Source organism: Chishuiella changwenlii (assembly GCF_900142565.1).
Taxonomy (GTDB): domain Bacteria; phylum Bacteroidota; class Bacteroidia; order Flavobacteriales; family Weeksellaceae; genus Empedobacter; species Empedobacter changwenlii.
In genome coordinates, this window is sequence record NZ_FRBH01000013.1 from 1 (window position 1) to 23025 (window position 23025).

Sequence of the window (23025 nt, forward strand, 5' to 3'; positions counted from 1 at the left end):
TAGGTAATGATGCTTCGACAGTCATGACAAAACAAGCCTTATATCTTATAGTCTTACATCTTAAAACTAAAATCTAACTTCTATATTATTTAATCTCAAAGGACACAAAGATTACGCAGAGAACAAAAGTAAAGATTAGGGAAAAACCTTATTTCTTATAATCTTATATCTTAAAACCAGCTTCAAGTTTCCAACTTCTAGCATCGGGATAAAAGGACATGATTATTTTGTAATGGCAACTTCCCCAAAAAAGTTGGCTTCACAAAATACTTTGAGGTTAACGATTCGGGAAGAAAGCAACACATAGTGTTGCGTATTATTCAAAAATAAAAAAAAGACCTCATCTATATAGATAAGGTCTTTATAATTTTATGCTTTATTTTATTAGCCACATTTTATCAAATGTACCATCAGAGCCGTTATATTGTCTCTGAATTGCTTGTAAATAATTTTCTGAGTTATATGTTATTTCTCCTTGTGGATACATCCAACGAAGTGGTATTTTGTTTGTTGCTGTTCCTATACCAACACCACCTTCTTCAAATTTTGGAAAACCTGTTCTTCTCCAGTTATAAAAAGCCTCGAATCCTGAATTACAGAAAAAAGCGATATACTTCTGTTGAATAATCTGTTCTAATCCTTGGCTATTATTCCCTTTGTAAGCTACATTTTTATGATTTAGGAATTGATCAACATTTATTTTTACTTCTCCTAAATCTCCTCCTGTACGATCACCTATTGAAAATGATTGTCCATCTTTTAAACCAAATAACTCTAAAGATTCTTTAATTCCATTTAAATACCATTGATTTGCATCTCCTGAAATCCAACCTCTGTTGATTGCTTCTGCAATATTGAAACATAATTCTGAGTAACCTATAACTGTATAGGGTTCTGAATTTGATCCGTCTTGAGAAGAAAGATATCTTTTATAATTCATATAAGAATATGGCCCTCTATCATTTGTTGCAATACCTTCTGTATCTGTTGTTGCAAAAATTTCTGCTTGTCCTGTATTTGTACTTACTCCTACATAGGCTTTAAAATCTGCAACATCTAAACCTTCTGTATTGTACTTAGCTGGAGCTGGTGTAGCAAAAGCATACGTTCTTGGGTCTAATGAAGATGTTGTTAAATCTAATATTGTTTTACTAATGTTAGCACCATATGTATAAGCCCTTTTTCTAAAGATAGGATTTGGGTTATGGTCTTGATTAAAAACATACGACATGTTGTCTTTGTTTGAACTTTGTAATGGATAATCTTGTGGATTATTTATAATCTTAGCAAATGTTTCCTTTACTTTAAGCTCTGGCGTATCATCTGCTCTTTTACTCAAACTAATTAATGTTCTTAAATGAAAAGAGTTAATTACTTTTTGCCATTGTAAATAAGTTAAATGAAAAATATCTCCTGATGCATCTGCAACTCTGTTTTGAATTTCAACTGGAAGATTATTTAATAATTCATTTGCTTCCTCTAACAATTGTAAACTATGAACATATACTTCTTCTTGTGTATCGTATTTTGGTCTTAAGTTTTTAGAATCTCCTGCTTCTTTCATTGGTATATCACCAACTCTTTGAGATAACCAAATGAAACTATATGCTTTGAAAAATTTTGATAACGCAGCATAGTATGCTTTATCGTTAGCATTTGTAGATTTTTCGTTTTGCTCTTCTAATCTATTAGCATATAACAAAAGACTGTATTGATCCTTTGAATTTGTCCAGTTATAGAAATTTGTTCCCCAATAGTAAGAATAGTTACTTACAAAGTATTGATTCTGTCTGTGAGCTTGGTCGAAAAAGAATTCTTCTGGCATTACTAAATGCGATGTAATACGATTTAGAATTAAAGTTGGTGGAACAATTCCACTTTCTGGTATAGAGTTAGGATTATTTAATAAATCGTCGTTGTTAATACAAGACATTGGTAATAGAATAATACTTCCTAAAGCTATAAGTTTAGAATAAAATGATTTTTTCATAATTAAAGTTTAGAATTTTAAATTCAGGCTAAATCCTATATTTCTTGTTGAACTTGACTGTAGACCAACATTACCTTTTGTACCTCCTGCTGTACGATCTGTAGCATTAAATCCTGAAGGGAATGTATCTAAATCCATATCTCTTCTCTGTGCAAAGTATAATAAGTTACGTCCTACAAGAGAAAAACTTACCGCTTGTAAGCCTGATTTTTCTAGGAATTTTGCTGGAAGATTATATGTTAAACTTGCTTCTCTTAATTTTACATAAGTTCTATCAATCATAAAATATTCTTCATTTCCATATAAACCGTTATTTCCTGTGATGTAACTTTGTAATGCTACTGGAGTTGTGTTTTGAGCGAATGTTAGTTCATCTAAGTTGGTAATCTGTCCATTTTGAAATCTTGGAGTTCCAGAAACAATTACAACTCCATTTCCTACATAAGAAGGCGTTATAGTTCCATTTGCTTTCATAGATTCCCACTCTCTTCTACGTGCATCTCCAAACTCTCCTGTTGTTGTTTCTATACCTGTTCCCCCATTCATTGTCTGAGAATACATAAAGTCATAAATTTTCCCTCCAACTCTTGCATCCCATTGGAAATTAAGTTCGAAGTTTTTGTATGAGAAATTATTTGTAATCCCAATAGAGAAATCTGGATTTAAGTTTCCTAAAAATCCGTTTTGCTCATTTCCTGATGGTGCTTGATAAATTAACCCTGCTGCATTATGAACAATGTTCCCACTACCATCGCGTACAAATTTTTTCCCATAATAAGCATCTAAACGATCTCCTCTTCTGTAATTGTTTCCATTTAACCAGATTTCATCGTAACCAGGTGCGATATCTTTTAAGGTTTCTTTATATGTACTCCAGTTAGCATTAACTCGCCAGTTGAATCCATTACCTGTATGTTTGATAATGTGTGCATTTAAACTAATTTCAAAACCTTGGTTTAAGGTTGTTAAACCATTAATATTGTGTTTTGTTTGACCAACAGATGGAGCGTTTTCAATTTCAAAAATTTGAGGACCATTAATTGTTCTGAAATAAGTAAAATCTAATCCTATTCTATTTCTTAAAAATTTAGCATCAAAACCTGTTTCGTATGATATTCTCTGAAATGGTTGAAGGTCTCTGTTAGCAGATGTTTGACTAAAATCTAAAGAAGGTAAACCGCCGTAATAAGTGTTTGAAGTATAGGAGTTTTGATTAGAATAAGTTGGTCCATCATAAGATGTACGTATTTCTGCACCATATCCTAATAATCCTCTTCCTCCAATTCTTGATCCAGCTCCAGTACTTAAACCAGTAGTTGCTTCATAAGCAGAACCTATTGTAGGAGATGTTAATGCTCCTTTTACATTAGCAAAAGACGCTCTTAATTTTAAATAAGAAATTCCTTTTCCAAATTTTATATAGTCTGTTAATACAGTACTTAGGGATGCTGAAGAATAAAAGAATGTATTATTTCCTTTTCTTAATGTAGATAAATTATCTACCCTTCCTGTTGTATTAATATTAAAATACTTTTTATAACCAAAATCTACAGAGTAGAAAGCACTATAAACTTTCATTTCTGATCCCCAACTGTAATTTAACCCAGGAGCTTTTGTATTAGATAATGTATATAAATTTGGAATTGCTAAACCTTTAGTAGTCGCCCAACTAGAATTATATTGAAATAAACGCATGTTTACTCCTCCTAAAGTTGATATATCAAAACCTCCTATTTTTTGATTATAATTTGCAATTAAGTCGGTATTATTTTCTAAAAGTTCTCTTTTATCTTCTCTGTAATCTCCGTACCAACCAAATGTGTACCATGGCACATAATCATTTAAGTTCGTTGAAGCAGGAACACTTTCTGTTCTTGTTTGGTTCCAAGTAGAAACTTGTGATCTTAAACTTACACTAAGACGGTCTGATACTTTATAATTTGCTCTTAAATATCCGTAAACATCTGTCTTTTGGTGACCTCTTAACCACTTGTCTGCCATAAACCATGCACTATTTAATCGTCCATATTCTGGTGAATATTGCATAAGGTCTTGTACTCCTTGTGGTCCCTTGTAAATATCTCTAAGATCGTTTACATCATAATGTGCAGATCCATATACTTTGAACATATACATGTAACTATTTGGTCCATAGTTTACATCTGGAATGTTTGGTGTATATTGTAAATTGAAGTTTAAGCTACCATCTACAGTAAGCCTATCACTTAAATTATAATTTACATTGATGTTAAAATTATCTGCATTAAGTTTTGTGTTAGGAAACATTCCTTGTTGGAATAAGTGATTATAAGAAGCTCTTAAATTATAATCTTTCCCAGAAGCAGAAATTGAGATGTTATTTGTACTAACAACTCCTACTCGAGTAAAATTTTCGAAGTTTCTTTTTCCTCTAGCAGTCCATGGAGTTGCTTCTCTAAAATTGTTAACTGGATCCCAAGGACTATCGTATTGTTTGATTAATTGTCCTTCGAATCTTGGTCCCCAAGTTGGTAGTCTTTGTCCCGTATCGTACAGAACATCTCCATAGCTGTATCTGTAACCTGTCCCCATTCCGTATTCGGTTTGGGTTTCTGGAATTGCAGTAAAACCAAAATCGTACATTGTAGTATTACTATATTCTACAGACCATCCTTTTTTATCTTTGGTTCCCTTTTTAGTTGTAATAACGATTGCTCCGTTAATACCTCTTGATCCGTAAAGGGCTGCCGCATTAGGCCCTTTTAATATAGAGTAACTTTCTATATCATTTGGGTTTAAATTCCATGTGTCAGAACTAATAGGAACTCCGTCTATCACATATAACAAGTCTTTACTACCTCGTAGTACAATTTCTGGTTTACCAAGCATTTCTGTACTTGCTCCAATATTTAAACCTGCTACTTTTCCAGATAAAGCTTCTAAAGGATTAGAGGCTCTCACTTTACTTACGTCATCTCCTTTTATTTCTGTTACACCATACCCAAGTTTTTTTACTTCCTTCTTTATACCTAAAGCTGTAACAACAACTTCTGGAATGGCAAAAACTTCTTCAAAATTTTCAGTTGAAGTAGAGTCTTTTTTGGTAGTTTCTTGAGAGTAGGATTGTAAAGAAAATGATAGAAACGTTAATAAAGCTATTTTAAAAACATTCTTTTTCACTTTTTTTATTTTGCGGTAAAATTAATTGTTATAAATGCCTTATACGTTAACTAAATGTTATGAAAACATTAACAAAACAACTTAAGTATTTAATAATCAATAATATAGTTGTGGTATTTAAAAATAGATAACTAACTATAAAAAAACAAAATACCCGTTTAACACACCTTATTTTAAATTTATTTAGAATAATTTAAAAATACATTACTACATTTGCAAAAAATTCTAAGAAATGAAAAAGTCATTTGTAATAGCTTCAGTCTTACTATCTGGGGTCATATTTGCACAAGAAAAAAAAGACTCAATTACTACAAATAATCTTGATGAAGTTATTATTAACACATTCATCAAAAAAGATACTGACTCATCAAATAAAATGCCTTTAAAGTTTATTGAAAACCCACAGGTATTTTCTAGTGTTGACAAATCTGTATTAGAAAATCAGGTCTTATTTACTATTGACGATGCCTATAGAAACGTTACTGGATTACAAAAACTATGGAACTCTACAGGAAGATCTGGAGATGGTGGAGCGTTTGTAACAATGAGAGGTTTCCAAACAAATAATGCATTACGTAACGGATTAGTAGCTCCTGTTACAACTACTATAGATGCTGTTAACTTAGAAAGATTGGAAGTGTTAAAAGGACCTTCTGCTACTATGTTTGGTAGTAATGTTGGAAGTTATGGTGGTATTATTAATCGAGTAACGAAAAAACCTTACGAAAATTTTGGAGGAAACGTTTCTATAGCTGGAGGTAGTTATAATTTTTATCGTGCACAAGCAGATATCAACGCTCCTATTACAAATGATAAATCTTTAATGTTTAGATTAAATACTGCTTATACAAATACAGGAACTTTTCAGAAAAAGAATGTAGGAAATGAGTTTTATGCATTTACTCCATCTTTACGTTATAAACTAAATGATAAATTAGATATTAACGTAGACCTAGAAATGTTTGAAAACAAAGCAATGGCAGAGCAAATGTTCTTTTACTTGCCTAGCTTAGGTTTAAGAAGTATCAAAGAGGTTGAAAAAACTTATGGACTAGATTATAAGCAATCTTATGTTGGAGATGATTTAAAAACAAAATCTAGCGTTAGAAATGTATTTGGACAAGTAAACTATAAGATTACTGATCATATCCAATCATCAACTAATTTAAGTTCTGCTTTTTCTAAATCGAATGGCTTCAGCCCTTACTTTGCTATTGGTGCAAATCCAACTAACCCAACAGAATTTGGAGTTGTAAGAGCAGATCAATCAACAAGAGATAGTAAGAAAACAACTTTCCAAATCCAACAAAATTTCAACTTTGATTATCAGTTTGGAAACATGCGTAACAGAACTGTTGTAGGAGCTGATTACATGAGAACGAAAAATAATCAAATGTTTATTTCTGCAAATTTTGATTGGGTTCCATTTAAAGGAGGTGATTACTCTAATATGAATGGTAATACATTACAGGATTTTTATAATAATTCAACACCAACAGAATATCCAATTTTAGGTACTTTAGATACTTACAGTGCTTACATTTCAAATGTTTTTACACCTACAACAGGATTAAACATTATGGCTGCTGTTCGTTATGAAAGTAATGATTCTAAAGACGGAAAATTATACAGTAATGATACAAAAGCTTACAATCAAGCTGCTTGGTCACCAAAATTTGGTTTTACTTATGAAATTATCCCTACTAAATTCTCTGTATTTGGTAATTACCAAAACAGCTTTAAAAGTAATGGGTATTATGCGACTGACATAAATGGAAACATTGCACTTTCTGATCCAGAAACTGCAAATCAATTTGAAGGAGGTTTAAAAATGAACATTGTTCATAATAAAATTAATGCAACATTAAGTTACTACAATATCACTGTAAAAAACTCACTTCTTTATACAGGAGAGTTTTTTAATAATATTTCTGTACAAACAGAAGGAGGAAAAATAAAAAGTGAAGGTGTAGAATTAGAAGTTAATGCTTATTTAGTGAAAGGATTCTCTGTAATTGGAGGTGTATCATATAATGATGCTATAATTAAAGAAGATGTTAACGAAGCGAACGTAGGAACAAGACCAGCAACAGCAGGTTCTAAATGGTTAGCGAATTTTAATGCAACTTATCAATTCTTAAATGGTAATTTAAAAGGATTTGGTATTGGTGTTGGTGGTAACTATTCAAGCGATAACTACATAACTCCTACATTCTACTTACCAGAATATTTTATATTAAATGCAAATGCATTTTACGATACTAAAAAATTTAGAATTGGTGTAAAAGTAGACAACTTAACAAACCAAAAATATTGGATTGGTTACTCGACTGCTAATGCGCAACAATTAGTAAACGCTGTTGGAAGCTTGACATACAAATTCTAATGAAAACACAGAGAGCAAAAAAGAAAGAAAATAAACTAAAGAAGTTAATTGGTAAACTGCACCTTTGGTTCGGTTTACTAATTGGTTCTATCGTTTTATTTATTTCATTAACTGGAGCCTTATACGTTTTTAAAGACGAAATAGAAGGACTTGAACGTAATAAATATTTATATCACAACGAGCCTAATATTGAGAGCAAAGAAAAGTTAAAGCTTAAAGTTTTAGAAAAATTAGTTAACGAACAAGTAAAAGAAGAATACCCAATACATTGGGTAAACATCCCTATTGATCGTGCAATGACTTATCAATTTTATTGGTATGAACATGATCCGAAAGGATGGAATTACTTTAAGGAATATCCTGTATATAAATCTGCATACGTTAACCCATATAATGGAAAAGTATTAAAAGTATACGACGAGAAGAATGCATTTTTTAATATCGTAAAATCTTTACATTGGGGATTTCTTTTAAATTCTGAATGGGGTAAATGGCTTACAGGAATTCCAGTCACTATTTTTGTTTTTATGCTTATTTCTGGTATTATCCTTTGGTGGCCAAAAAATAAAGCTGCACGAAAGCAACGTTTTTGGTTTAAATGGAAAAATATTAAAAATTGGAAAAGAAAGAATTATGATTTACATAATGTCTTAGGGTTCTATTCATCTATATTCTCTTTAATTTTTGCTGTAACAGGTCTTTTCTATGCCTTTTTTATTGTACAAGCAATGATTTATGTAGTTTTCTCGGGAGGAAATACAACGTATCCAGATTTTTCTCATATTACAACAACTGCTCCTCTTGAGATGAGAAATGATACAACTTTAGATAAAGTAGCTGCAAAAGTAGAAGAGTTAAATCCAGATGCATATGCATTCTCTGTAGATTTAGGTCACGAACACATGGATGATCACGAGCATCCGAACTTTAGTATATATGTAAGACAACTTTCTTACTCTTACCACAAGAATAGTAATCTTATTTTTGATGAAAATTCTGGTGAACTTTTACACGTAAGAAATCATGAAGATAAAGACTTTGGAGAAAAAGTAGTTAATGCTAATTATGATTTACATGTTGGTTCTATCTTAGGGTTACCAACAAAAATTATTGCATTTATTGTGAGTTTAATGTGTGCTAGCTTACCCGTAACAGGTTTTTTAATTTGGTGGGGAAGACGCAAAAAGAAAAAAACACAAACAAAATAATAGAAAATCTGTTTCAGTAATGAAGCAGATTTTTTTTATAATAAGGTTTAAGTGAATTGAAGAATGGGTATTGAGAATATCTTTATATAATATGCAGTACAGTTGATTATTTATATTTACTTAAAAACATAAACACTTATAAACTTAATAACCTCCTAAAATCTAAAAAAGCGTTAGGGGTTGAAACGTCATCCTTTTACGAAGAGATAGCGAAGTAAAAGATAGAGTGGAAAACCCGACCGAAGGGAACGCCCAAAAAATTTTAAGCTAAATCTTTTAAAATCTCTTTTAAAGCATCTAATTCTACAAGAAAGCCATCATGTCCATAACTTGAATTTATTTCATGATATGAGGCATTAGGAATGTGATCTGCTATAAATTTTTGTTCTTTTGCGGGAAACAAAATATCAGAAGAAATAGCAATAACCTTTGTTTTTGCTTTAATCGAATTTAATGTTTCTTCTAAACACGCTCTGTTTCTTGCTATGTTCTGAGAATCCATTGTTTTGGTAAGTAACCAATATGAATAGGCATTAAAACGATTGGCTAATTTTTGTCCTTGATATTTCTGATAAGATGATGCTTTAAAACTCTCATAAACATTATTCAAGTCCTTTTGCTTTTCTTCATAGATTTCATATGTTCTGTAAGAAAGCATTGCAATTGTTCTTGCTGCAATTAATCCGTTCTGTCCTCTATTCTCTTTATTTGCATAAAAAGACTCATCTGCTTCTATTGCTAAACGCTGTGTTTCGTTAAAAGCAATTCCCCAAGGAGAATGCACAGCATTTGTTGCTAATAAAACTAGGTTTTCTATTTTTGTTTGATTGAGCAATGTAAATTCTAAAGCTTGCTGTCCACCTAGCGATCCTCCAATTAAAATTTTTATTTGATTTATTCCTAAACTCTCAGCTAAAAGTTGATGTGCATTCGCCATATCTTTTATAGTTACTGTAGGAAAATCGCTAAAATATGGTGTATTAGTTTTTGGATTAATAGACAATGGATTCGTTGTCCCATAATGAGAACCTATAACATTTGCACAAATAATAAAGTGATCTTTTGGATTAAATAAATCATCTTCTCCAAACAAACCTTTCCACCAATCAAATACATCCGAATTAGCAGTTAACGCATGACAAACCCAAATTACATTATCTTTTTGCTCATTCAATTTTCCAGCAGTGTGATAAGTAATTGTTAGTTTTTCTAACGTTTTGCCATTCTCTAATTCAAATGGTTTTGGATAATTAAATTGGTGAAGATTCATTATTTTATTAAATATCAAACAAAAATAGAATAATTTTCTAATAATAAGATTAAATTATTCTGATTTAGGAATTAAATTTTTTATTACTTTATTAAGCAGAATATTTTACAATATTTTCAGCTAAAAACAATATTTTTGAACCAAATGTAATAAACGAGTAAACAAAATGTATACAAATAAACCCATTCTTTCTTTTCTTTTAGGTGATTGGACAATTTATAGAGAAATTTATTCGGATGAATTACTTTCTGGTCAAGCTGAAGGTTACGTTACTTTTGAAGAGAGTGAATCAAACTCTTTGAGCTATACAGAAAAAGGTGAAACATATTTTTTTGATATAAAAAAATTGATTCCATTTCAGAAAAAATTTTTATACGAATTTTCTCTTGATACTTTAACTGTTTATTTTGCTGATGGAGTAGATAATGGTAAGATTTACCAACATTATGCGTTAGAAGATTTTCAGAACAAAAAAGTTGAAAGCTCAGAAAAACACTTCTGTGGAAATGATATTTACCAAAGTTATTATGTTATTAAAAGTGACGAAGAGTTTTTTATGAAAACGATAATTAATGGTCCTAAAAAGAATTTTATAATTGATACTCTCTTTGAAAAAGTGATATAAAAAAGAAACCGCCATTAAACTTTTGTTAATGGCGGTTTTATAAGTTATAATTAATTTTTATTGAATTCCAGGAACAATGGAAAAACTAAATGCCTCATTACCATATTTAAATAGTGTATAGTTATTACGAGTTTTTTTAACAATTACAGGATCGTAAAAATTTAATTTAATATTTTTTGCTAATACGAAATCATCATCACTGTAATTTCTAGAAAATACATTTTGTGTTATTGTTTCTTCAGAAAAAATTTCTTGTCCTCCTAATTGACTACTTACTTTTGATCCGATTCCTAATTTGTAACCTTTATTAAATTTTCCTGAAGCAATAGTTGTTACAGATTTTGAAAATGTTTCTCTAAGCAATCCTGTTGAATTTCCTTCAGAAATACTAATAAAACGGTTTAATGATTGATTTCTAATATTCCACTTTTCTAGACTAATCCTACTTTTAACATGATAAACTTTTGATGTGAATTCTTTAGGGTCAATCCTATATGTATGCTTTGATCTTCTCCAAAAAGAGCCATGTCTTCTGTCGTATTTAATATTAAAATTCCAGATTTCAGATGGTTTTATTGGTATAATAACAGAAGTTGCGTGACCTGGATCTGAAAAAATTTCAAATTTAAATTCATAAGCTCCTTTTGTCCACATTCTATCGATTAATTGCTCTGTTGTTAATGGTCTTCTTCTATTAACAATTGTACTATGCTGAATTGTTGGCTTGTTCTTCGTATCATGATTTTCATTCAACATAAAATAAAATGAAGGATTAACAGAAATGTAATCAATATACTCTCTTACGTCAGGGTTTAATCGACCAAAAGAATTTTTATTTGTTATTCCATAATAAATATAATCTCTTTGGTAAGAGATTTCTTTTGGATTATTTTTATTTAATGTACTCTCGTTAAAGTAATCAAAAGATTCTATCACTCTATTATGTAATTGTCTTTGAGATACAGAATTGGTATTTAGTGACGTTCTTTGTTGCTTACTTCCATCAAAATATGATGATAAAAACCTTACATTATTTTGTACAGAATTAGTACTAAATTGCTTATTACTTCTAGTACTATATTTAATAGAATTAACATCAACTCTATCATTTTCATTTACAACAAACGTGTGGAAATCTGGAACTTCATCTTTTTTAAATTCGAAATCAATTTTTCCATTTAAGTATAAATTAGTCTTCTCATCATTTGAATAAATTACTGGAGTTTCATTATCGTTAACATCCAAATTCTCCGCAGAAACACCAAAGAAACTAATTTCTGGAATTAGAATATTTAATAATGGAACATTTCTTTCTATATCCGTTATTTCTTCTTCTGACGAATAATTAACTAAAATATCTCTAAATGTTTCATTACTTATCATATTATCTTTTACCAAATAATATAAGACGTCATAATCATTATCAAATTGTTTTAATGCTTCAGCTTTTAAAAATTCTCTTACGTCTTGTCTTTCATAAACTGCTTTAGATAAGATTTCAGAAAATTTCTGCATTTTTTTGTCTTTCATTCTATTTTCTAATGCTACATTTTCATTAGAATTATTATTTCTTACATCGTCTTCATTACAAGAAGTAAATAAAATTGAAAGAACTACAAATGGTAGTAGTAGTTTTCTTTTCATAGTTATAGGTTGTTATTTTTAAACAAAAATATAACTAACTATAAAACAACAGATTACAATATAATATAAATCATATATACTTTAGAGAAAGAATTTCTTCTAAAATAATATTGTTAGAAACTGATTATTTAAAACATATTCATTTATTAAGTACTTAATAAACTTAGATGAGTTAGAAAAGTTTAACATTGTTTAGATTTTATTAACAATAAAAAAAGGAGATCATATAGATCTCCTTAAAAATATTTTTGATAAGAATGATTAGTTCGCTAAAACAATCACTTTATTATTGTTCATTTCGATTGTTCCTCCTTTAATGTCTAACAATAATGTTTTCTCATTAGATGGAGATGAATAAACTTTTCCTGATTGATTATCAAAATCTTCAAAAGTCTTTGTGTGAACTTTTATTTTAACTGTTCCCTCACCTAAAGTTGCAACGATAGGAGCGTGGTTATTTAGAATCTGAAACTCACCATCTTTACCTGGTAATGTTACAGCATCTACTTCAGCATCGAAAACTACGTGTTCTGGAGTGATAATTTGTAAGTGCATAATCCTATTGTTTTAAAAAAAAGAGTACTTAGCAACTTTTAAAGAAAAAGAAACATAAGCACTCTTTATATGGTTAAAATATATTATTTAACTTCTGCTAACATTTTTTCTCCCGCTTCAATCGCTTCTTCGATTGTTCCACGTAAGTTGAATGCTGCTTCAGGATATTGATCAACTTCTCCGTTTAAGATCATGTTGAATCCTTTAATTGTATCTTTGATATCTACTAAAACTCCTGGGATACCAGTAAACTGTTCTGCAACGTGGAATGGTTGAGATAAGAAACGTTGAATACGACGTGCGCGGTGTACAACTAATTTATCATCTTCTGATAACTCTTCCATACCTAAAATTGCGATAATATCTTGTAAAGCATTGTAACGTTGTAAAATTTCTTTTACTCGTTGAGCTGTTTCGTAATGTTCTTTACCAATAATTGCTGGTGTTAAGATACGAGATGTAGAGTTCAATGGATCTACCGCTGGGTAAATACCTAATGAAGCAATTTTACGATCTAATACCGTTGTAGCATCTAAATGCGCGAATGTTGTAGCTGGCGCAGGGTCAGTTAAATCATCGGCAGGTACATATACTGCTTGTACAGATGTAATAGATCCGTTTTTAGTAGATGTAATACGTTCTTGCATAGCACCCATTTCTGTTGCTAATGTTGGTTGATAACCTACGGCAGATGGCATACGTCCTAATAAGGCAGAAACCTCAGAACCAGCTTGTGTAAAACGGAAGATATTATCTACGAAAAATAATACGTCACGTCCTTGTCCTTGTCCATCACCGTCACGGTAATACTCAGCTAAAGTTAAACCTGATAAAGCAACACGAGCACGTGCACCTGGAGGTTCATTCATTTGTCCGAATACGAAAGCTGCTTTCGATTCTTTCATTAATTCTTTATCTGCTTTCGAGATATCCCATCCTCCATTTTCCATAGAGTGCATAAACTCGTCACCGTATTTGATAATTCCAGATTCGATCATCTCACGAATTAAATCGTTTCCTTCACGAGTACGCTCACCAACACCTGCGAATACAGATAAACCTCCGTGTCCTTTTGCGATGTTATTGATTAACTCTTGAATTAATACTGTTTTACCTACTCCGGCACCACCAAATAAACCAATTTTACCTCCTTTTGCGTAAGGCTCAATTAAGTCGATTACTTTAATACCTGTAAATAATACTTCCGTTGCAGTTGATAAATCCTCAAATTTTGGAGCTGGACGGTGGATAGGTAAACCATTTTGTTTATCTAAATTCCCTAAACCATCAATAGCATCTCCTACTACATTGAATACACGACCGTTGATTTCTTCTCCAATAGGAACCATAATTGGTTGTCCTACAGCGATAACTTCTTGTCCTCTTTGTAATCCATCAGAACTATCCATTGCAATACAACGAACTGTATCTTCACCGATATGTTGCTCAACCTCAAGAATTAATGTTTCTTTTCCTGCGCGTGGAACTTCTAATGCATCATAAATATTTGGAAGGCCTTCTGCGTTATCAAAAATAACATCAATTACAGGTCCAATAACCTGTGCAATCTTACCTTTCTTCTGATTTGCCATTATATGTAATGATTTAGTTTATTTTATTTGGGTGCAAATGTAATGTAAATCAATATTATTTACTCTATACTTTTCAAGATTTTTGTCATAAAAATAAAATCCTACTTTAATCTCTTGACATTTTTGTAACCTGTTGAAAAATAATCAATACCGAATTTACGATTATTTTTCTAATCTTTTTATAGTATCCTCTAAAGAATATTATGTTTTTAAAACCTATTCTCAGTTTTTATTTATTGTTTTTAATTGACTGCTTTTAGGATACAACTCTAACGCATAATCAATTATTCTTTTCGCATTTTCTTGCTGATTTACTCTTTGTGTATACTTTATTAATTCGATTAATAAAGATTCCTCTGGTACAAAAAGATGATTCATTTTTTTAGAGAAAGAAGAATATGTATTTTTAAGTAATTCTGGATTTTGAGGAATTTCTTTCACTGGTAATTCTATTCCTTTAAAAATTGCTCCCATTGCATCGTAACTTGAAGATACGGGAACTGAACCATGGTCATAATCTGGATAATATTTCCAAGACGAATATAAATTACTCGTTGGCATTACTTCTTCACAAAACTTTTTTATTGTGCTACCATGTTCTAAACGGTCAGTAGATGAACCCATTTCTTCATGTGCCAATGCTACATACAGTGATTTATTTTTAAAGTCTTTTATTTTAAATTCTTTTTTAGCTTGCTCGTAAACCACTTTATTGTCCCACCAAAGACTAGGATCTATAGCAATATAAGCATCAAATAAATTGGTATGATTTATTAATGTATGAATAGCAAATAACCCTCCAAATGAATGTCCGTGTAATACATTAAATCCATTTGTTCTAAATTTTTTATTAATGTAGGGTTGTAATTCCTTTTCTATAAAACTAGCAAACAAATCTGCTCCGCCACTGGTTTCATACATCAATTTATTATCTGGTGTTTTTTCTTTACTCTTAGTCGGTGTGTAATCTTTTGCTCTATCGGTATTTCGAATACCAACAACAATCATCTCGGGTTGTGGTCGATATAAAAACTTTGTACTAAATCTTTCTAAAGATGCGAGTAAAGCAAAATTAAAGTCGCCATCTAAAACATACACAACTGGATATTTTCCCTTGGAAAAATTTTCATTAGAATAATTTTTCGGTAATTGAATATCAATAATTCTGTCTTGATTTAAGATAGAAGAGTGTAGTGTATGTGTTTCACCAATTGTATATGGAGTCTGTGCTTTTAAAAGAGAAAAAGAACAGATTAAAAATAGTGTGAATATATATTTCATTTTTTTTGAAATGAAGGTTTTGTTATTATTTAATAGGCAAACATATAAAAGCTTTTATTTTAAACCAATTTATTTTGAACTATTCTAAATAATATGAACAAATATCATATTCCTCAAAAAAACCATTTACTTTTTTTATACCAAAATACGTTTAACTTTGTAAAAAAAATACGTGAATATATATAATTCCATAGAAGATTGTCTCCATTTGGAGAATGCTGTTGTAACTTTAGGAATGTATGATGGAGTACATATAGGTCACCAAACAATTATTAGACAGTTAAACGATACGGCTAATAAAGTTGGTGGAGAAAGTGTATTGTTAACTTTTTCTCCTCATCCAAGAAAAGTTATTCAGCCCGATTTTCAAATGGAACTATTGTCTACATTAGATGAGAAAGAGAATATTTTAGAAGAATATGGTTTAGATAATTTTATTGTTCATCCATTTACAAAAGAGTTTTCTCAAATTTCATCAATAGATTTTGTTGTAGAATATCTTATCAAAAAATTAAATCTACATACACTTATTATTGGTCACGATCATCATTTTGGTAAAAATAGAGAAGGTAATTTTGAGCAATTAAAAGTCTTATCTAAAGAATATGGTTTTAATCTGATTCAATTACAAGCTGTTGAAGAAGGTGATATTGCAATAAGTTCTACTAAAATAAGAAATGCCTTAAAAGAAGGAAATATTGAATTTGCTAATAAAGCATTAAACTATAACTATCCTATTACAGGAAAAGTTGTACATGGAGACAAAATAGGAAGAACACTAGGTTTTCCTACTGCAAATTTAGAGGTTGATTCTAATAAATTAATTCCGAAAGATGGTGTTTATGCTGTTGATGTTTTCGTTGACAACAAAAAGTATTTAGGATTATTGAGTATTGGTTATCGTGAAACAGTTACTAATTCTCGTGAGCATAGAGTAGAAGTGAATATCTTAAATTTTAATAAAGATATTTATGGAGAAACTATTCGATTAGAATTTAGAGGAAGATTACGAGATGAAAAAAAGTTTAATTCTTTGGATGATTTAATTTCAGCAATGAATCAAGATAAAGAAAACGCTATTAAAAAATATAGTTCATAAAAAAGGTTCGCTAAGCGAACCTTTTTTATTTATTATTTCTTAATTATTTTTTCTGTAAACAGATTTCCTTTATCATCTATTACTTTAATTAAATAAACTCCACTTTTTAAATGGTTAGTTTTAATAATATTCGTATTAGAAGAGTTGGCTATTTTCTGTCCAACAAGATTATAAATTTCAATTTGTTTAATTTGATTACTCGTTTCAACTTTCACTTCATTTGTAAAAGGATTTGGATAAACTTTAAGTTTGTTAACCTGTATTTTTACATCATTAATGCTTAATAATTCTTGTGAAGCTCTATAGAAATCTGGAACGCCATATCCTAATCTATCAGATGGATTGTTAAATAAATTCCCTGATTCTTGAACTTTGTTTTTTATAGTTTCTAAAGGTGTCGTTGGCAGTTTCTGAATAAGTAAAGCCATTGCTCCTGCAATAATTGGTGATGAAAATGATGTTCCACTTGATATTCGAAATCCTCCAGATGGCACATAAGTTAAGATTTGATGACCTAATGAAGAGATATTTGGTTTTAAAGATCCATTATAATTAGGTCCATAAGATGTAAATGAAGCGGGTTGATTATTTCTATCTGTTGCTCCAATAGTAAAAACATTCTCTACATCCGCTGGTGCAGAAATATATTTCCAATCACTACTTCCTTCATTTCCTGCGCTATTTACAACTAATATCCCTCTTGTTACTGCAATTTCTGCTCCTTGAGAAATTAAAGATGTTTTACCATCCATATCTCTGTATGTAAAATCGTAACGAGGATCATCAAATTTATTATAACCTAACGAGGTATTAATGACATCTACTCCAACACTATCAGCTCTTTCTGCTGCTTGTATCCAATAAAGTAATTCTTTAGGAGTTTCTGAAAGAAAATCCTCAGAACGGTAAAGCAGGTAATTAGCTTTTGGAGCAGAACCAATATACTCTCCATCAATTTCTGCTGCCATTGTTGATAAAACATTTGTTCCATGAGAGTTTGCATCATAAACATCTGCTTTATTTTCAACGAAATCATAAGTATCTACTATTCTGTTCTCATTTCGTAAATTTTTAAATGCATCTATTGTATCAACACCTGGAAATCCAGCATCAATTACACCTATATAAACACCTTCACCAGAAAAACCTTCAGTATGTAGTGGTTCTAAATTAATTTGATTGATAAAAATTTCTGAGTCTCCATAATTATAGTTGTTCACTATAACTATTAAATCGTTCGATTTTGATTGTTTTCTTACATTTGTTTTTTGAGCATTTCTAACCAATGAAGTAACAGAATCTACGAAAGGAAGATTTTCTAATTGAGAAATAACAGTATTATCAAATACTTCAACCATAATTGTATTTAACCATTTGGTTTCACCAATATAGCTTAGATCAAGTTGTTTTACTTGTTTTATTCTCTCTAAAGAAATAGGAACGTCCTTTTCATCTAAATCAACCTTGTATTTCATTCTTCTATCTAAAGAACGTTGACTTAGCATTTGTAAAGGATTTGCTATATAATTTGAAATGTTTTCTTTTTCTTTAAGTTTAACAAGATATAATTCTTGTGCGGATAAAAAATTAAAGTTTAAAAGAAATAAAAAGGGTAGAAGAGTTTTTTTCATATTAAGTTTATTTATTTGATTAGTCTCAAATATATGAATTATTTAGTTTAATTCTTAAAACTTAATACGATTTTATTTTTCATTATCAATAAGTTATAAACGATTAAAAGAAAATTATATAATCAAAAATTAGCAAAGCTTAATTGGCACTAACCCTTGTCATTCTTAAATATTTTGTATAGTCTGATGCTACATTTTTCAATATTCCAGCGCCATTTCCATAAGTAGGAGCTAGCTCTGGTTTTACTACGACAACTCTAATTCTGTCATTTACATTTAAATGAACAATTGTTGGTGGCAATATAATGGTTTGTGTAGCATTAGAAACTCCAACATCATAAGGTGAAGTTGTCCCAGCAATAGCATTCCATGTGTTACCAGCATCTGTCGATTTCATGAAAACGAATGTTACACTTGTAAAATTAGAATTATCTGTTGTTGTACTTTTTGCAGGATTGAAGCTAAAATTAGAAAGTATTCTGTATTCTCCTTCGGTATTAATTCTAAATGTACGATTGTTGTTTAATAATTGTATATCAGTAGGGTTGTCGATAGAGATTTCATCTTGTCCCCAAAGTACAACAACTTCGTTACTCTCAGTTGCATTTAAATTAGTTACTTGATTATTTGTAAAAGCTTGTATTGTACTCGATCTCAAAACAAATTGATTGGTTTGTTTCAGGGCAATAATTTCGCTATATGTTGTAAACTTTTGCCACAATGAATTTTGCCAAAAATAGATTGTATTTGCTGCAACAGCATTACTATCTGTTCCATTTGCTGCTTGATTAAATACAAGTAAACCATTTACAGGGTTAGGAATTGTTGTAACATCATTTTTTCCTAATAAATTTACTTTTGGTAATAGTACTCCTTTATTTGTTGATGCTACATCTAGTAAAGCTGATGAATGTGGAGTGTTTGTTCCAATTCCAACTTGTGCAAACGAAATCATTCCTATTAATAAAAATGAAATTAATTTTAGATTCTTCATTTATATTTAGTTTAATCGTTGAATTCTAATTAATCGAGAATATGCTAATCCAGTACCAGGTTCTATATTTAAATTACCATTTGCACCATGATTATTTGTAATTGCTCCTTTACCAATTGCCAATCTTACTAAACTATTTGTTGTTAAATTCATTACAAATGGCGCTATCATTACAGAGCGGTTACGATCTCCCGTTCCTACTCCCCAAATAGAACTCGTTTTTGATATATTTGTCCATGTACTTCCATTATCAGTAGAAACTTGCACAAACAAATCTAATCCTGCTGTACATGTACTTTCTGTAGACTGTGTAGTACAGTTTACAGGAACCCAAGGATTATAGCCAATGTAACCTGTAATCTCAAAACGACCTCCCGATAATATTCTAAAATTATTGTTAGACAATTGTACTCTGTTCCCTACATTAACACTCATAGCTCCAGTGCTTTCTTCAGCAAAATTTACAACCGTATTTTCTCCGGTATTAAAATTAGTTTTGTTAATTGCCTGAGTTCCTCTATTTGCAACAATGTAAATCTGTGGATATAATTCTGTCTCAAAAGTCTGAGAGGTTGCTAAATCTATCCAGCTTGTCCCATTCCAATAATAAAACATATTCGCTTTTATTAAATCATCAGAAGGTGAATCTGTCGTATTAAATATCATTAATCCAGTAGCTGGATTGGGAATTGTTGTTATATCGGTTCTATTTTGTAAAGCTACACGAGGAAATAGCATTCCTTTTTTTCCATTTGCAGGAAGACTATCTGCATTTACTTCTAATATAGCAGATGATTGCGGGTTTGATGTTCCAATTCCAACACCCGAATTTGTATTTTGACCTAAAGCGAAAGTTCCAAAAACAATTAATAAAAATTGAAGCGTTTTCTTTAAGTTCTTATTATTGAATATCATAATCTAATAATGTTAGGGTAAGATTTTTAGAAATAGGATTTCTAGTTGATGTTACAATTGCTGGTAAAGCTGCAGATGGTGAAGTTGCAGGATTTTCTCCATGAATAGAAGAAGCATCACTTAACGCAAATGGATTTTGAACAACCATTCTTAGCAATTGTCCTCTTGTAAGGTTTAGCGGAGTAGAAATTAATACCGCTGTTTTCGTAAGATTATTGGTTTTTATTCCCCATAATGTTCTATTTCCAATTACATCTGTCCATGTAGAACCGTTGTTATTTGAAATTTGTAATTTAATATTCAATGCACATCCTCTTTGAGGTGAACCAATTGTTATTCTATTCGGATTATAGTTTACAAAACCAGATACTTCATATAATCCCGTTATATTAATAGTAAATGTGTTATTCCCTGTTTTTGATGCTATATCTCCTGAATTAATTACGACATCTGTATCTAAAAAACTAACTGGCAATCCTCCATTAGCTGCACTTGTAGAATTAATTTCTGCATACGTGAATGATTGATTTGATGTAGAATTGAAACTAATTGAACGATTAGAAAGGTATCTTTCTAAAAGATTAGTTGTTCCTATATTTGACCATCTTGTTCCATTCCAATAATAGAATCTGTTTGCAAAAACTTCATTAGGATAAGTTCCTGCATCCAATAAATTATAAATTAATAAACCTACAGCTGGTGATGGAATTGTTTGTGTGTCTACAGCACTATTAAGATTAACTTTAGGACCTAAAAATCCTTTCTTATTACTATTACTACTATTACTACTATTTAGTTCTAGTATAGCAGATGGATCAATAGTAGAAGTACCAATACCAACCTGTGCATTTACATTGCAAACAACCCAAAAAATTAAAAAGAAAAAAAACTTACTCATATTCTAAATTTTCATTTGTCAGAAAATAATAATTTCTAAACTAAATGAATTTCAGCGCCAAAGATATAAAGTCTATTTGATTTTTATATACTTAGCTAATCATAAATGTTTCTTAATTATGATATTTTTCAGGGATTCAGAAGATGTGAAAGTTGTTTTTTGTAAGTGTTTTATTTTTGATAATAAGTAAAAATTTCCTTCTTATTTCGCTCTAATAAGTTAATAAGATTAGGATTCATTTTCGATTCATTTGTTCTTAAAATGATTTTATCAGCTGTTTTTTCAAAGCTAATTGTAACCGTTTTATTAACGAATGTAATTTTATTGTTGGTCTTTTTTTCTAACCTAAAACTTGTGCGTACAATATCTGTTTTTGCAACAAATTTTAGTGGTTTATAAATAATATTGTCAGCATTATTAACTTTTTTATCTGTAGATACTGCAAGTCCTGGTGTTACTTCTAAATTATTAATTGATGGAGACTGTTGATTACTCGCAACCTTATTAGATAATCTTTGTTCAGCCATTTCTTTATTCTCTGATTGAGAACTTTCATTTAATCTTGACATTCCTCTAATTACAACTGGAGCATTTTGCTTAGCAGCAATAGTATCTTGAGAAGAAAACTTTCTCAATTTAGAATTTAGAGCCAATTGATCATTTTTTTCTATAGAATCTAGCGCTTGTGTTCTTAACAAAGAAATATCTGGAATTAATCTATCATTCGTATTTAATTCATTTTGATTCTCTAAATTATTTTGAATGATTCCTTCATCTGCGATTCTTTGAGGAGATTTTTCAACCTCATCATTTCTTACAATAGAAGAAGAGGGTTGAATATCAGATTCTGGTATTTCGATTATTTCCATTTCCTCATCCGATTTTCTTAAGTCTTCTATATTGGGATTAATTGTCTTTACAACGTTTAATAGTGATTGATTATCTGCATTAATATTCATCACAAAAAGAATAAAATAAGGAATAGCTATAAGAGCAAAAACAGCAGCAGAAGACCATACACTAGAAATAAACTCTCTTAGTGGTTTTTTCTTCTTCTCTTGATTCTGTAAACCAGTTTCAATTCGCTTCCAAACCAAATCTCTCGGTTTTTCGCTCACAGATTCTTTACTTCCTTTTCGAAATAATTCTTCTATTGGATCATCAGACATCACGATAAATTTGATTTTAGATTATCATTCTTACTTAACATTTCCTTTAATTTCGTCTTCGCTAAATTAAGTTGCGATTTTGACGTTCCTTCTGTAATTCCTAAATTTTCTGCTATTTCTTTATGTTTATAACCTTCTATAACAAAAAGTGTAAAGACAAGTTTACAACCTTCTGGCAAATAATTTAGAAGCTTCATTATATCACTTTCCTCCAATTGCTGAGAAGCTTCCTCTGTAGATGGAATAGAATAGGAGTAATCATCTACATTAAGATGAAAAATCTTTGTTTTCCTTAACTCCATTAAACATTCATTAACCATAATACGATGCATCCAACCTTCAAAATTACCTTCAAAAGAAAATTTACTGATATTCTGAAAAATCTTCATAAAGCCTTTTACTAAAACATCTTCTGCTTGTTGTATATCTGTAAAATAGCGTTTACAAACGGCAAAAAAACGTGCGTCATATTTTTCGTAAAGCAAACGTTGTGCTTTCGAATCGTTATCGATACAAGCTTTTATGAGTTGTTTTTCGTCCAATCGTTTTCTTTGTTCTTAATTAAGATGCGAAAATTACGTTTATGGTTGGTTTATTTGCGCAAACATT

At 30.3% G+C, this 23025-nt stretch carries 17 protein-coding genes; 4 read left to right on the plus strand and 13 right to left on the minus strand.

Features of this window, described 5'->3' with window-relative positions; translation table 11 throughout:
- Window positions 1-376 precede the first annotated feature (376 nt).
- The gene (locus BUA86_RS14480) at window positions 377-1990 is read right to left on the minus strand and encodes a SusD/RagB family nutrient-binding outer membrane lipoprotein (protein WP_072933870.1); all 1614 of its coding nucleotides are present in this window, start codon (window positions 1988-1990) and stop codon (window positions 377-379) included.
- Window positions 1991-1999: 9 nt separating this feature from the next.
- The gene (locus BUA86_RS14485; protein WP_072933871.1) at window positions 2000-5149 is read right to left on the minus strand and encodes a TonB-dependent receptor plug domain-containing protein; all 3150 of its coding nucleotides are present in this window, start codon (window positions 5147-5149) and stop codon (window positions 2000-2002) included.
- A gap of 232 nt (window positions 5150-5381) precedes the next feature.
- Here BUA86_RS14485 and BUA86_RS14490 point away from each other — a divergent pair, with 232 nt between their 5' ends.
- Window positions 5382-7535: a TonB-dependent siderophore receptor gene (locus BUA86_RS14490; protein ID WP_072933872.1), complete on the plus strand. Its 2154-nt coding sequence runs from the start codon at window positions 5382-5384 to the stop codon at window positions 7533-7535.
- Entirely contained in the window at window positions 7535-8743 is a 1209-nt protein-coding gene (locus BUA86_RS14495; RefSeq protein WP_072933873.1) for a PepSY-associated TM helix domain-containing protein, read from the plus strand. The genes BUA86_RS14490 and BUA86_RS14495 overlap by 1 nt, the downstream gene beginning before the upstream one ends.
- Window positions 8744-9005: 262 nt before the next feature.
- On the opposite strand, the gene BUA86_RS14500 is transcribed toward BUA86_RS14495, so the two are convergent.
- Complete coding sequence (locus BUA86_RS14500; RefSeq protein WP_072933874.1) at window positions 9006-10013, minus strand: homoserine O-acetyltransferase family protein; 1008 nt, start codon at window positions 10011-10013, stop codon at window positions 9006-9008.
- A gap of 166 nt (window positions 10014-10179) precedes the next feature.
- Between BUA86_RS14500 and BUA86_RS14505 the strand changes: the two genes are divergently transcribed.
- Complete coding sequence (locus BUA86_RS14505) at window positions 10180-10638, plus strand: DUF6314 family protein (protein WP_072933875.1); 459 nt, start codon at window positions 10180-10182, stop codon at window positions 10636-10638.
- A 57-nt stretch (window positions 10639-10695) separates the two neighbouring features.
- Here the strand turns inward: BUA86_RS14505 and BUA86_RS14510 are convergent, their stop codons facing one another.
- From BUA86_RS14510 to BUA86_RS14525, 4 genes are all read right to left on the minus strand, one after another.
- On the minus strand, window positions 10696-12282 hold the full coding sequence (locus BUA86_RS14510) for a hypothetical protein (protein ID WP_072933876.1): 1587 nt from the start codon (window positions 12280-12282) through the stop codon (window positions 10696-10698).
- Window positions 12283-12543: 261 nt separating this feature from the next.
- Window positions 12544-12837, minus strand: coding sequence for a F0F1 ATP synthase subunit delta/epsilon (locus tag BUA86_RS14515; protein WP_072933877.1), 294 nt, complete (start codon window positions 12835-12837; stop codon window positions 12544-12546).
- Window positions 12838-12920: 83 nt separating this feature from the next.
- Window positions 12921-14429: a F0F1 ATP synthase subunit beta gene (atpD, locus tag BUA86_RS14520; RefSeq protein ID WP_072933878.1), complete on the minus strand. Its 1509-nt coding sequence runs from the start codon at window positions 14427-14429 to the stop codon at window positions 12921-12923.
- A 222-nt stretch (window positions 14430-14651) separates the two neighbouring features.
- Window positions 14652-15710 carry an alpha/beta hydrolase gene (locus BUA86_RS14525; protein WP_072933879.1) on the minus strand — a complete coding sequence of 353 codons (1059 nt, stop codon included), beginning with the start codon at window positions 15708-15710 and terminating at the stop codon, window positions 14652-14654.
- A 172-nt stretch (window positions 15711-15882) separates the two neighbouring features.
- On the opposite strand from BUA86_RS14525, the gene BUA86_RS14530 reads away from it, so the two are divergent.
- A complete protein-coding gene (locus tag BUA86_RS14530; protein WP_072933880.1) occupies window positions 15883-16809 on the plus strand; it encodes a bifunctional riboflavin kinase/FAD synthetase in 927 nt (308 codons plus the stop codon).
- 32 nt (window positions 16810-16841) lie between these two features.
- On the opposite strand, the gene BUA86_RS14535 is transcribed toward BUA86_RS14530, so the two are convergent.
- From BUA86_RS14535 to BUA86_RS14560, 6 genes are all read right to left on the minus strand, one after another.
- Entirely contained in the window at window positions 16842-18440 is a 1599-nt protein-coding gene (locus tag BUA86_RS14535) for a S8 family serine peptidase (protein ID WP_072933881.1), read from the minus strand.
- Window positions 18441-18579: 139 nt separating this feature from the next.
- Entirely contained in the window at window positions 18580-19434 is an 855-nt protein-coding gene (locus tag BUA86_RS14540; RefSeq protein ID WP_072933882.1) for a hypothetical protein, read from the minus strand.
- 6 nt (window positions 19435-19440) lie between these two features.
- Window positions 19441-20349, minus strand: coding sequence for a hypothetical protein (locus tag BUA86_RS14545; protein WP_072933883.1), 909 nt, complete (start codon window positions 20347-20349; stop codon window positions 19441-19443).
- On the minus strand, window positions 20336-21247 hold the full coding sequence (locus tag BUA86_RS14550) for a hypothetical protein (protein WP_072933884.1): 912 nt from the start codon (window positions 21245-21247) through the stop codon (window positions 20336-20338). The genes BUA86_RS14545 and BUA86_RS14550 overlap by 14 nt, the downstream gene beginning before the upstream one ends.
- A gap of 170 nt (window positions 21248-21417) precedes the next feature.
- A complete protein-coding gene (locus BUA86_RS14555) occupies window positions 21418-22416 on the minus strand; it encodes a hypothetical protein (RefSeq protein ID WP_072933885.1) in 999 nt (332 codons plus the stop codon).
- On the minus strand, window positions 22416-22958 hold the full coding sequence (locus BUA86_RS14560; RefSeq protein WP_072933886.1) for an RNA polymerase sigma factor: 543 nt from the start codon (window positions 22956-22958) through the stop codon (window positions 22416-22418). Before BUA86_RS14560 ends, BUA86_RS14555 begins: the two co-directional genes overlap by 1 nt.
- Between the last annotated feature and the right edge of the window lie 67 nt (window positions 22959-23025).